The following is an 11962-nucleotide window of genomic DNA, read 5'->3' as shown; positions in this document are numbered from 1 at the left end:
AGTACCCCCGAAAGGGCCTTTCCGCTCGACTTGCATGTGTTAAGCACGCCGCCAGCGTTCGTCCTGAGCCAGGATCAAACTCTCCAACAAAAACTGTTGAAAAACTGTCCCGGCAACATAAATGCTGCCAAAGGAATCCCAAACCAAACTCCCCCCGCAATAAAGCGGAAGCAAGCCGGCCGGGGTATAACTAATTGGCACTGGCTTATCAAGCACCCTGTTGAGTTCTCAAAGAACAACCACACCCGGCCAACCGCTCCGGGGCACTCGCTCAACTTTACTAGGTCTTCCTGGCCGTGTCAACCGGTTTCTCCCGGTTGGTGCCGCTTCGTCCTAGTACCCCACGTCCTGAAGCGCGCAGCATCGCTGCGATCCGCAGTTCGAAGGATTTGGCAGGACGGCCGTAGCGGATCTCTCCGCTGCCTCGCCCGTTTCCCTGCCGGCTCGCAAAACATTACACGCGCGTTGCCTGGCCTCCAAATCGGGTACCACTGTCTCGCATATGAGCAGCTCAGCGCGGGGAAACCGGAAAATCCTCAGGGCTGAGCGATCTCCACCAGGCCATCCAGCACCCGAACGCGGAGCAGAGGCTGGTCGGCCGAGGCCGGTCCGTGGACGACCACGCCGTCGCGAAGGCGGAAGGTGCTTCCGTGCCACGGGCAGACAACGCAGCCCTCCGGCGTGACCTCGCCTTCGCCCAAGGGTCCGCCCTCGTGGCTGCAGCGCTCGATCATCGCCGTCACGTCTTGGCCGTCGCGCCACAACAGGATCGGTACATCCCCGACGGTTCGTGTCACCGGCTTGCGCGACGGCAGCTCGGCCAGCGAGCCGACCGACGTCCACGACGACGGCACTCGCGTCAGCTCCGTCGCCGCATGGCTGATACCGGCACCACGGGCGTACGACAAATGGCCGCCCAGATAGGCACCCACCCCGATCACCGTCAGCCCGGCGAAGCTCAGCGACCGCCCGGAGCGTCCGCGGAGGCGGGCGACGAGGGACGCACCGTAGAGGCTGAGCCCCACCGCGTTCGCGGCCGCATGCACCAGCCCCACGCGCTGACGGTCCTTGGTCAGCTCCGACCAGTCGACCCAGCCGGCGGCGATGGCCGGTGCGGCACTCGCCGTGCCCACGCCGATCAGCGTGGTCGCCGCCTTGTGCCCTCCCGGAACGAGGTCGAGCACGGCGGCCGATATGAACGAGCCCGCGGGAAGCTGCACCAGAACCGGATGCAGAGCATGACCCAGCCAGGTGCCGTGCAGCAGGTCACGCAGCCGGCGTGGCTTGGCCACCGCGTTCACCGCCGCCTGCAGCTTCTCGGTGACGCCGTCGAGTGAGCGGGCCTCTTCGAGCCGGTTGAGGATCTGCATGACAGTCGGGTTCCCGCACCCGGAGCGCCGAAACTCGGAGCCGAGCATGGTGGCTCGGATACCCGGGTACATCCCGGCGATGGAAACGGTGGATCGGCTCGAGCCCGGCGACCACGCCTGTCTGACCTACACCGATACCGAGGAGCGGCTCGACCTTCTCGCCGCCTTCGCCGACCGGGGTCTGCAGCTCGGCGAGCGGGTGCTCTGCTTCACGGACGCCCCGGTGGCCTCCGACCTTCGGGAACGCGGAGTGCAGGCAGGTGAGTTGGTGCTGCCGGTCCAGGAGCTGTGGGGTCCGGGTGGGGCGCCGGACGCTTCGGCGATGGTGCGCCGGTTGGCCTCCGAGCGCGATCGGTCGCCCCGCGGTCTGCGGGTCGCTCTCGACATGTGCTGGGCGGCGCGGCCGCAGGCGGGCGCGGAACAATTACTGGCCTTCGAGAACGAGGTGGCCAAGCTTTTCGCGGACGGCGGGCTCACCGCGCTTTGCGAGTACGACCGGGAGGCGTTCGATCCGGTCACTTTGGCGTACGCCGCCCGGACCCATCCCCGTACGGTGACCGCGGCCGTTTATCACGAGGACGCCATGGTGCGAATCTGCCGGCAGCACGTGCCTCCGGGTATTCGGGTCGCGGGCGAACTGGACGTGAGCCGGGCCGGCGCTCTGCGGGACGCGCTGGCCGAGGCCGTACGCCTGGATCCTGATGTGCATTTGAATCTCGCCGCTCTGCGCTCGCTGGACGACGGCGCGGCCGCGGTAATCGTGCGGGCCGCGGCGGGGCTGCCCCGTAATCGGCACATGATTGTCGTCGGTGACCGGCAGGCCGGGCAGAGCCTGCGGGTGGCCGGCGCTCACGGCGTACCGAATCTGAGGTTGTTGGTTCGCGACCGTTAGCGCATTAGCGTGCCGCTCATGGATGGCTTGATCGCACCGGGTTTCGAGGCTGTCGGCGACGCGTTCGCGACCGATCCGCGCGGAGGGTCGGCGCTGACGATTCTGCGCGACGGTGAGCCGGTGGTCGAGGTGGTCGAGGGCTGGCGCGACGCGGCCCGCACCCGGCCCTGGGATCAGCACACGCTGGTTCAGGTCTATTCGACCGGGAAGCCGGTCATCGCCATGGCGGTGGTGATTCTGGCCGGCCGCGGTCTGGTCGACCTCGATGCGCCGATGTCCGCTTACTGGCCGTCTTTTCGAACCCCGGCTTCCGTACGCCAGGTCTTGTCACACACTTCCGGCCTCCCCTCCTTTCCCGTTCCCCGTACGTCGTCCGCGTTCGCCGACTGGGATCTGCTCTGCGCCGACCTGGCCGCGGCCGAGCCGGAGTGGGAACCGGGAACGGTGGCCGCCGAGCACGCCTTGACGTACGGGCATCTGCTCGGGGAATTGGTGCGCCGGGTCGACGGCCGGACGCCCGCGCAGTTCATCGCCGACGAGCTCGGATTCGATTTCGGGTTCGCGTTGTCCGATGCCGACATCGCGCGCTGCGCCGAACTCGAGTTCGACGGCCCCGACTGGCCCGCCCGCAACGCCGGCGAGCCGGGGTCGATGAAGTGGCGCGCGGTCAGCAACCCGTCCGGCGCCCGGGATCTGGACGTCATCAACAGCGATCTGTGGCGGCGCGCCGCGGTTCCGGCGGTCAATCTGCACGCGACCGCGACCGGGGTGGCCCGTTTCTACGCGGCGATTCTCGACGGTTCGCTTCCGGCGGTCGCGGTTCCGCAGTTCGTCGGCCCGGATCTGTTCATCGGCTCGGACACGACCTGGGGTCTGGGTGTGCAGATCGAGCCGGACGGCACGTGGGGTCACGGCGGGCTGGGCGGTTCGGCCGGATACGCCGATCCGGGCCGGGGACTGGCCATCGCGTACGTGAGCAGGCGTCTCGGCGACTTCGCCGCGCTGGACCGGATCGAAGCCGCATTGCCCCGGTAGAAATCCTTATCCGCCGCCACCCCCCAGCCGATTCTGGCCTTCGCGGAAGAGGGTTCACAAGGAGGCGGCCGTGAGGAGCGGTGGCAGACAGGGCTGGTGTCTGTCGTTCTCGCGGCCTCCTCGCTGACGGTGCCCGCGGCATCGGCTTCGGCCGGTGCCGCGGGCATCGCCGGAAGGCTGGGATTCCGGAGGTCCTCAAGCACGTACGCTTGGCCGCCGAACCCGTAACGTGCGTCCATGACCAGTGGCCCCACCCGCTTCGGCAGCCGACCCGACGTAGTCCTGGCCCTGGTGCTGGACTGCCAAGACTTGGATCGGTCAGCCACTTTCTGGTGCGACGTGCTCGGCTACCGGGCGGAGCCCGCCTCGGCCGGCCCGTATCGAACCTTGCTGCCCGCCGACGGCAACGGCCTCGAGCTGCTGTTGCAGCGAGTGCCGGAGCAGAAACAAACCAAGAACCGCCTGCATCTGGACCTACGAGTCCCCGACTTGACGGCAGAAACCGCTCGAGTGCTGGCGCTGGGCGCCCGCCTTGTCACCACCGAGCCCATCGCCGAAGACGGCTGGACCTGGCACGTCTTCGCCGACCCCGACGAGAACGAGTTCTGCATTCTGCAGCCCCCGACGCACGCGTGAATTACCCCGGTGGGGCTGCGCGGCGGACGGACCGGGCCAGTGCGCCGACACCGACCAGGGCCGTGCCGCCGATCAGAAAGAACAAGCCGGCGGCTCGAAAGTCATTGACACGATCCACAGGGGCGCCCGCCGTGTCGAAGTTCAGCTCGCCACCCTCGATGTGAACGGCGACGCCCTGGTAGAACGTCACCCGCACCGGAAGGCCCGCCACGTTGTCGGGCAGCGGCCCGTGCAGGTCTGCCTCAGGGGAAACCCGGCGGCCGTCGACATCCACCGTGACCTGCCGGCTCGTCAACGCAGTCACGGTCGCGTCGACCGTGATCCGGCAGTCCGCCGAGGTGAACACCTGGCTCGGAGAACAGGTAGGGGCGTGCCGGAACCGGTCCAGGCCGACCGAGCCGAACAACGACCCCACCAACATCACAACGCCGACCGCCCAGAAGCCGACCAACGCCAGAAGCGCTCTACGCGCGGGTGAAGTCATCGCCACTCACAGATCCATGGTCGTATCCCGGCGCAAACGACCACGACGCTGCCCCGAATCGGCCACGGAACCACCGCACAGTCGTAAGGATGAAGAAATGTACGGTGCATCCGCCCCACGCGATGGAACGGGAACCGTCTTTGTCCGTGAACTCCACGCCGGGGAGTTCACGGCGATCTGGCAAGGCGACGACGACCAGCCGGGGGCCCACATCGACATAGACGGAACACGCAGCGAAGTCCTCGCCTGGGTCAGCCGCTGCCGCGCAGCGAAGTTCCTCGCCCGCAACCCCGAGCGGGGAGACTACGTCCCCTTCACGGTGACCGACGGGACCATCGGCGAACTGCCCTTCTGACCAATGCCGGCAGACCGGTCATCGCCGGAAACCAAGCGGCTTCTAAGGGCGACTGCGTCTCGGCGCGCGCCGCTCGAAAGCCGCTGCGAGCAATTCGTGAGCAACCGCCCCGATTGAGGCAACATGGCCCGGAAAGCAAAACGTCCACCGTGCGTTTCCGCAGGTGGACGGTGCTCAGTGCCCGGCGAAGAGCCTGGTGGCCAGGGGCGGGGTCGAACCGCCGACCTTCCGATTTTCAGTCGGACGCTCGTACCAACTGAGCTACCTGGCCTTGTGTTGCTTGCGGTCCTGACGGGACTTGAACCCGCGACCTCCGCCTTGACAGGGCGGCGAGCACTCCAACTGCTCCACAGGACCTAGCTCTTTACTGCTTTGGTGCTCTTTACTGCTCCGGTCAGTCTAGCGAACCGTGTTGGCCGCTAACTTACCAGTACCCCCAACGGGATTCGAACCCGTGCTACCGCCTTGAAAGGGCGGCGTCCTGGGCCACTAGACGATGAGGGCAACTCCGCAAGTATTGCATGTCTGCAATGCTTTGCAGCTTTGACCCCAACCGGGCCCCCGCTTGAGGCTTGGAAAGCATACGTGATCCCCCGCCTCCTGACCAAACCGGTATCCCCTTCCGGGCGGCGGCGCTCTGACCTGGGGAAACGTCAGGCCACGGCGGCGGCGATGGTTTGTACGGCTGAAGGGAGGTCGGTGAGCTGGACCACGCCGGGGGGTAGTTCGGCGGGCCAGCCGGGGCCGGCCGCCGCCACGAGCAGGGGCGGGTGGGGGCGGGTGGCCACGCGTTCGAGCTGGCTCGGGTCGGCGGAGACGGGGGTCTGCGACCACAGGACGACCACGGCGGGGCCGATGCGGTCGATCGCGTCGGCCATGGCTGCGGGGGGCACGCGGGCGCCGAACAGGCGGGTGGGCACGCCTGCTTCGGCCAGGGCGGCGGCCAGGGCCTCCAGGGGCAGCGTGTGTTGTTCCTCGTCGGCCGCGGCCAGCAGGACCTGAGGTGAGACGGAGCCGTCGGGGCGGCGCACCGCGCCCAGCGCCTCGGTGACCGCGCGGGACAGCAGGTGCTCGACCTCGATGAACCGCTTGGTGGCCTCGTACCGTTCGCCGATGCCGAGCAGGACGGGCATGACGACGTCGTTCCAGGCGCCGACCACCCCGCGTTCGGCGACCACCATCTCGAGGATGTCGCGCATTCCGGCGCCGTCCAGGCGCATGGCCGCCCGGGCCAGCCCGCGGGTGGCGGCCTCGGCGGGGCCGAGAGGGATGGCGTGCCCGCCTCCGTGACGCGCGGTGGGGGGCGGCAGGCCGTCGATGCTCTCCAGGGGCGTACGGCGGGCCCAGGCGGCGGCCTCGGCGGGCGCGACCCCCTGGGCGGTCAGCCGCCGCATCACCTGCAGGCGGTCGAGGTCTTGTTCCGTGTAGCGCCGGTGGTGGCCGGGCACGTGCTCGCTCGGTCCGAGGCCGTAGCGCTGGTGCCACGTACGCAACGTCGTGACCGCCACCCCCAGGCGGCGGGCCACGGCCCCGGCGGTCAGGCCCTCAACGACCATCGGGCCGGGCGGGACTGGCCTCGACTGCCCCGGTGGAGGCGGCGAGTCGCTGGGTCACGCCGAGGAGCCAGGGTGCGTACGCCCGGGGCTGGCTCTCCAGTTCGCCGAGCAGCATCGGCACCGACACCCAGCGCAGGTCGGCCACCTCGTCCGGGTCGGGCGAGGGGCGTACGCCGACGGGCAGGTCGCCCACCAGCACATGGTCGTACTCGTATTCGACGCGCCCGGTGGCCGGGTCTTCGGCGTAGTACGCGTACACGCCCACCTCGGTCAGCGGCACGTCGGCCACCCCGACCTCTTCGATCAGACGCCGGGCGGCCGCGACCGGCACCGCCTCGTCGGGCTGGGGGTGGCCGCAGCACGTGTTGGCCCAGCGCAGCGGGAAGCGTGTCTTGGCCGGCGCGCGCTGTTGCAGCAGCACCCGGCCCGACGGGTCGCGGAGGAAGACCGAGAACGCCCGGTGCAGCCGGCCGGGCGCCGTGTGGGCGTCGGCGACGGTGGCCGAGCCGAGCGCCACACCCTCGGCGTCGACCAGTTCGACCAGGTGGGATTCGCGGGCGGTCACGACGTCGCCCGGGTGACGCGGGCCGCCGCGAGCTTGCCGGAGATCAGCACCATGGGCACGCCGACGCCGGGCTGGGTGCCCGAGCCGGTGAAGACCACGTTCTCGAGGCCGGGGTGCAGGTTGGCCGGGCGGAACGGGCCGGTCTGGGCGAACGTGTGGGCCGCCGCGAACGGGGTGCCGGCCGCCATGCCCTGATCCTCCCAGTCGGCGGGGGTGATGATCTGCTGCACTTCGATGCCGGCGCCGAATCCGACGTAGCCGCGCTGTTCCAGGGTGCGGACCAGCGACGCCGCGTACCTTTCGCCGAGGCCGCCACGCCAGTCCATCGGCCCGGCGACCAAGTTGGGGGTGGGAGCGAGCACGTAGTAACTGTGCCGTCCGGCCGGGGCGAGCGATGGGTCGGTGTAGGTCGGGTTGGTGACCAGCAACGAGGGGTCGCTCATCAACTGGCCGCGGTCGATGATCTCGTCGAAGGTGCCCTGCCAGCGCGATCCGAAGTGGATGTTGTGGTGGGCGGTCTTGGTGTAGGCCTGCCGGGATCCGATGTGCAGAACCACGCACGACGGCGAGTACTTGAGGCGGCGCTGCCGGGCCGGGGGCAGCAGGTCGCGCTTGGCGATCGGCAGGTCGGGGTTGAGGACGACGACGTCGGCCGGGATGCGTTCGCCGTTGGCGGTGACGACCGCGGTGGCCCGGCCATTCACCGTTTCGACGTCGGTGACCGTGGTCTCGTACCGGAAAGTCACGCCGTGTTTCTCGGCCGCGCCGGCCAGGGCCCGCGGGACGGCGTGCATGCCGCCCTTGGGGAAGTAGACCCCGGCGACCGAGTCGAGGTAGGCGATCACGGCGTAGATGGCCATCGCGTCCTGCGGGGCCAAGCCGGCGTACATCGCCTGGAACGAGAAGATCCGTTGCGTACGAGGGTCTCGGAAGTACTGGTTAATCTTGGGTTGGAGCCGGCGGAACCCGCCCATGCCGAGCAGCTTGAGCAGGTTGAGGTTGACCAGGTCGAGCGGGGTGTCAAGGTTGCGATCGATGAAGTGATCGCGTTCGAGCTTCCACAGCTGCCGGGCGAAATCGACGAACCGCAGGTAGCCGTCGGCCTCCCGGGCGCCGCAGACGCGCGCGATCTCGGCCGCCATCCGGACCGTGTCCGTACGCACGTCCAGCGTGGACCCGTCGGGGTAATAGGCCCGGTAGGCCGGGTCGAGCGGCGTGAGCTCGAGCCAGTCCGACAAGTTCTCGCCGACGGCCTCGAGCGGTTCGGCGATCAGCTCGGGCATGGTCAGTACGGTGGGCCCGGTGTCGAAGTCATACCCGTCGACGGAGAGCCGGCCGGCCCGGCCGCCGGGCACGGATTCGCGTTCGACCACCGTCACCTGGCGTCCGGCCGCGGCCAGATGCAGGGCGCAGGCGAGCCCGCCGAGCCCGGCGCCGACGACGACCACCCGCTCGGTCGGTCCTGTCACGGTTCTCATGGATCGCACCTCCGGAAGGACATCATGCCGGTCGGTGCGTCACACGGACGGCAAGCTCGATGAGCGCGGCCCGCGCTTCTTCGGAAATCGGGGCACCGGCCAGGGCGGCGATGCCGTCGGCGACCCGCTCCTGGATCATCGCCTCGAGCCGGGCGGGCGCGCCGGTCTCGGTGATGACCTGGGCGCGGCGCTCAACCTCGGCCGGGTTCAGCCCGCCGGAGCCGACGGCGGGGTTGACGGCTCCGGCGGGGTTCAGGGTCAGCTCGGCCCGCTGCGCCGGGGTGGCGAGCTTGCGGGCGAGCATGAGCAGGGTGGTGGGCTTTCCGGTACGCAGGTCGTCGCTCACCGGCTTGCCGGTGACGGCCGGATCCCCGTACACGCCGAGCAGATCGTCGCGAAGCTGGAACGCCTCACCGACCGCGAGCCCGTATTTCCCGTACGCGGATTCGGTGTCGGCGTCGGTGTGGCCGGACAACGCGAGCCCGAGCTGCAGCGGGCGCTGGACGGTATAGCTGGCGGTCTTGTGCCGGGCGACCAGCAGCGCGCGCTCGACCGACCAGGCGCCGGGCTGACTCTCGCCCAGGACGTCGAGGTACTGCCCGGCGATCGCCTCGACCCGCATGCGGTCGTAGCAAGCGCGGACGGTGGGTGGCGCGTCGGAACGGGCCAGCAGCTGGTCGGCCCAGACCAGGCAGAGGTCGCCGATCAGGATGGCCGACGCCGAGCCGAATCGCTCCGGGTCACCGATGCTGAAGTCGTGCTCGTGCTGCCCGGCAAAGATGCGGTGCGCGGTCGGCATGCCCCGGCGGGTGTCCGACTCGTCCATGACGTCGTCGTGCACCAGCGCGAACGTGTGCATGAGCTCGAGGGCCGCGAAGGCCGGCAGCACCGGCTCGATCGGCGCGTCGGGACCCGCGATGCCACGCCAGCCCCAGTACGCGAACACCGGCCGCAACCTCTTGCCGCCGGCGAGCACCAGGTCACGGGCGGTGCGGGCGAAACGGCCGAGGGCGGGATCGATCGAGTCGAGCGTCCCGGTCTGCGCGGCCAGGAAGTCGGCCAGCGTGCCCTCGATCGCGTCCATCAGCGCGTGCGGCGACGCGCCCTGTCGGGGGATGCCCCGGTGCCGTTTTCCCTGGAGCGTGTCATTGGCCACGAGAGGTACCGTACCCTTACTTTGAAGTTGCGTCGATTCGTGCGTCGATTTTCTCCGGAGGCTTTCTCGTGGACATCGATCTGGCCGCTGCCTACGAGCGCTGCCGCGTGCTGCACAAGCGGCACGGCCGCACGTACTACCTGGCCACCAAACTTCTCCCGACCTGGAAACGACGGCACGTGCACGCGCTCTACGGATTCACCCGGTATGCCGACGAGATCGTCGATCAAACCTGGGAACTTCCTGCGGACGAGCGGGCCCGGCAGCTGAGCGAGTGGTCCGACGCGTTCGTCGCGGGCCTGCGCGGCGAGCCGGTCGACGACCCGCTGCTGCCGGCGGTGCTGCACACCATCGCGGTGTTCGACCTGGACGTCGACGACTTCGCGACGTTCCTGCGCTGCATGGCGATGGACCTCACGGTGACCGGGTATCGGACGTACGACGACCTGCTCGACTACATGGAGGGCTCGGCCGCCGTGATCGGCACGATGATGCTGCCGATCCTCGGGTCGCGCGATCCGGCCGCCGCCCGCGAACCCGCCCGGCAGCTCGGCTTCGCGTTCCAGCTCACCAACTTCATCCGCGACGTCGCCGAGGACCTCGAGCGGGGCCGGGTCTATCTGCCCGAGTCGCATCTCGGCCGCTTCGGCGTCACCCGGTCCGACCTCGAGCGCGGGCAGGCCACCCCCGAGATCAAAGAGCTCATCCGGTACGAGATCGGGGTCGCCCGCGAGCACTACGCGGCGGCCGCCCCGGGGATCGTGATGCTCGAGCCCGCCTCGCAGGCCTGCATGCGGACCGCGTACGCGCTCTACGGCGGCATCCTCGGCGAGATCGAAGCCAACGACTACGACCTCTTCGCCGGCCGCGCGACCGTCCCCAACCGCAAACGCGCCGCGGTGGCCGTGCGCAGCCTGCTGACCAAGCCGGGCACCCCGGTCGGGCTGGCGGCCTGACGTGCGGACCGCCGTCGTCCTTCTCACCCGGGACCTTCGCGTACGCGACAATCCCGCGCTCGCCGCCGCCTGCGCGAACGCCGAACGGGTCGTGCCGCTGTACGTGCTGGACCCGGCGCTCGGCCGGCTCTCGCCCAACCGCTCCCGCTTCCTGCACCAGGCCCTGGCCGACCTGCGCGCCACCCTGCGCGGCCTGGGCGGCGACCTGGTGATCCGGACCGGCGACCCGGTGCGCGAGACCATCGAGCTGGCCCGCTCGGTCAACGCCGAGGGCATCGGGATGGCGGCCGACGTGAGCCGGTACGCCCGGCGTCGCGAGAAGCGGCTCGAGGAGGAGTGCGAGCGGCACCGGATGTCGCTCAAGCTCTTCCCCGGCCTGACCGTGGTCGACCCCGGCGTGCTGCGGCCGGGCGGAGGCGGCAACTCGTACCGGGTGTTCTCCCCATACCACCGCTCCTGGCGGGCGGCCCAGTGGCGCGAAGAGGTAGCCACCCCGAGCCGGCTCACCCTGCCGGACGGCGTGACGCCGGGCCCGCTGCCCCCGCTGCCCGAAGGCGAGTCCCCGGACGCGGCCGACGGCGGCGAGACCGAGGCGCGCCGGATGTTCGCCACCTGGCTGCGGCACATCGGGCCCTACCCCGACCTGCACAACGACATGGCCGCCGACGGCACCAGCCGGCTCAGCCCGTACCTCCGCTTCGGTTGCCTCTCGCCCCTGGAACTGGCCAACGCCGCGATCAAGCACGACGCCGAGGAGTACGCGCGGCAACTGTGCTGGCGTGACTTCTATTACCAGGTCGCGCTGTCGATGCCGAAGCTGTCGACCGAACCGATCCGGCCCTCCGGCGACACCGAGTGGCGCGACGACGCCGACGCGCTGCAGCACTGGCAGGAGGGCACGACCGGAGTCCCCATCGTGGACGCCGGGATGCGTCAGATGCGCGCCGAGGGCTGGATGCACAACCGGGCCCGCCTGATCACCGCGGCCTTCCTGACCAAGCATCTCGGCGTCGACTGGCGGCCCGGAGTGCAGTGGTTCTTCCGCTGGCTGCTCGACGGGGACGTGCCCAACAACTCGGGCAACTGGCAGTGGGTGGCGGGCACCGGCAACGACACCAGGCCGTACCGGAAGTTCAATCCGATTCGCCAAGCACAACGATTCGATCCCGAGGGCGTGTACGTTCGGCGCTACGTACCCGAACTCAAGGGTGTCGAGGGCGGCGCCGTGCACCAACCCTGGCGTCTGCCGGACGAGGTCCGGCGTGGCCTCGACTACCCGGGGCCGCTCGAGTCACACCGAGATGAGGCGGTGTGGCTGCGGCCGTGACCCCGCCCGGTACGCCCGGGCGGGTCTCAGCGGGGTCCGCCGGCTCGTTGCGTCCGTCATAACGTCGAGGTCGGCGGGCCCCGCGCCCGTTCTCTTACCGCTTGTGCCGTTGCCTGTCCTACCGCAAGAAACGCTCTGGTGCACGTCAGCCG

12 protein-coding genes, 3 tRNA genes and 1 rRNA gene are annotated in these 11962 nt (G+C 69.6%); 6 read left to right on the top strand and 10 right to left on the bottom strand.

The features are described 5' to 3' along the window. Positions 1 to 90, bottom strand: a 16S ribosomal RNA gene (locus ACZ3I4_RS28345); the annotation flags it as partial. Positions 91 to 536: 446 nt separating this feature from the next. Then, complete coding sequence (locus ACZ3I4_RS28340) at positions 537 to 1370, bottom strand: Rieske 2Fe-2S domain-containing protein (protein WP_465385045.1); 834 nt, start codon at positions 1368 to 1370, stop codon at positions 537 to 539. 79 nt (positions 1371 to 1449) lie between these two features. Here ACZ3I4_RS28340 and ACZ3I4_RS28335 point away from each other — a divergent pair, with 79 nt between their 5' ends. The 3 genes from ACZ3I4_RS28335 to ACZ3I4_RS28325 all read left to right on the top strand — a co-directional run bounded on the left by ACZ3I4_RS28335 (position 1450) and on the right by ACZ3I4_RS28325 (position 3933). Continuing rightward, positions 1450 to 2262 (top strand): MEDS domain-containing protein, encoded by an 813-nt coding sequence (locus ACZ3I4_RS28335; RefSeq protein WP_465385044.1) that lies wholly within the window; start codon positions 1450 to 1452, stop codon positions 2260 to 2262. An 18-nt stretch (positions 2263 to 2280) separates the two neighbouring features. Next, positions 2281 to 3297 (top strand): serine hydrolase domain-containing protein, encoded by a 1017-nt coding sequence (locus tag ACZ3I4_RS28330; RefSeq protein WP_465385043.1) that lies wholly within the window; start codon positions 2281 to 2283, stop codon positions 3295 to 3297. Between the two features lie 237 nt (positions 3298 to 3534). Continuing rightward, entirely contained in the window at positions 3535 to 3933 is a 399-nt protein-coding gene (locus tag ACZ3I4_RS28325) for a VOC family protein (RefSeq protein ID WP_465385042.1), read from the top strand. Between the two features lies 1 nt (position 3934). Here the strand turns inward: ACZ3I4_RS28325 and ACZ3I4_RS28320 are convergent, their stop codons facing one another. Then, on the bottom strand, positions 3935 to 4417 hold the full coding sequence (locus ACZ3I4_RS28320) for a hypothetical protein (protein ID WP_465385041.1): 483 nt from the start codon (positions 4415 to 4417) through the stop codon (positions 3935 to 3937). Between the two features lie 97 nt (positions 4418 to 4514). Here ACZ3I4_RS28320 and ACZ3I4_RS28315 point away from each other — a divergent pair, with 97 nt between their 5' ends. Beyond that, positions 4515 to 4772: a hypothetical protein gene (locus tag ACZ3I4_RS28315; RefSeq protein ID WP_465385040.1), complete on the top strand. Its 258-nt coding sequence runs from the start codon at positions 4515 to 4517 to the stop codon at positions 4770 to 4772. A gap of 194 nt (positions 4773 to 4966) precedes the next feature. On the opposite strand, the gene ACZ3I4_RS28310 is transcribed toward ACZ3I4_RS28315, so the two are convergent. From ACZ3I4_RS28310 to ACZ3I4_RS28280, 7 genes are all read right to left on the bottom strand, one after another. Then, positions 4967 to 5043, bottom strand: a tRNA-Phe gene (locus ACZ3I4_RS28310). Positions 5044 to 5055: 12 nt separating this feature from the next. Beyond that, a tRNA-Asp gene (locus ACZ3I4_RS28305) sits at positions 5056 to 5129 on the bottom strand. Between the two features lie 74 nt (positions 5130 to 5203). Then, positions 5204 to 5276 (bottom strand) — tRNA-Glu (locus ACZ3I4_RS28300). A gap of 149 nt (positions 5277 to 5425) precedes the next feature. Further along, positions 5426 to 6328, bottom strand: a complete 903-nt coding sequence (locus ACZ3I4_RS28295; RefSeq protein ID WP_465385039.1) for a MerR family transcriptional regulator — start codon at positions 6326 to 6328, stop codon at positions 5426 to 5428. Then, on the bottom strand, positions 6318 to 6893 hold the full coding sequence (gene idi, locus ACZ3I4_RS28290; RefSeq protein ID WP_465385038.1) for an isopentenyl-diphosphate Delta-isomerase: 576 nt from the start codon (positions 6891 to 6893) through the stop codon (positions 6318 to 6320). Before idi ends, ACZ3I4_RS28295 begins: the two co-directional genes overlap by 11 nt. Next, positions 6890 to 8371 carry a phytoene desaturase family protein gene (crtI, locus tag ACZ3I4_RS28285; protein WP_465385037.1) on the bottom strand — a complete coding sequence of 494 codons (1482 nt, stop codon included), beginning with the start codon at positions 8369 to 8371 and terminating at the stop codon, positions 6890 to 6892. Before crtI ends, idi begins: the two co-directional genes overlap by 4 nt. 22 nt (positions 8372 to 8393) lie before the next feature. Next, positions 8394 to 9527: a polyprenyl synthetase family protein gene (locus ACZ3I4_RS28280; RefSeq protein ID WP_465385036.1), complete on the bottom strand. Its 1134-nt coding sequence runs from the start codon at positions 9525 to 9527 to the stop codon at positions 8394 to 8396. A 68-nt stretch (positions 9528 to 9595) separates the two neighbouring features. Between ACZ3I4_RS28280 and ACZ3I4_RS28275 the strand changes: the two genes are divergently transcribed. Both ACZ3I4_RS28275 and ACZ3I4_RS28270 read left to right on the top strand, forming a co-directional pair. Beyond that, complete coding sequence (locus ACZ3I4_RS28275; RefSeq protein WP_465385035.1) at positions 9596 to 10483, top strand: phytoene/squalene synthase family protein; 888 nt, start codon at positions 9596 to 9598, stop codon at positions 10481 to 10483. A 1-nt stretch (position 10484) separates the two neighbouring features. Next, entirely contained in the window at positions 10485 to 11810 is a 1326-nt protein-coding gene (locus tag ACZ3I4_RS28270) for a cryptochrome/photolyase family protein (RefSeq protein WP_465385034.1), read from the top strand. The last annotated feature ends 152 nt before the right edge of the window (positions 11811 to 11962 follow it).

The organism is Actinoplanes sp. NPDC021490, assembly GCF_055562135.1.
The sequence above is the reverse complement of the archived record's forward strand: the minus strand, read 5'-3'. Positions and strand labels throughout refer to the sequence as shown.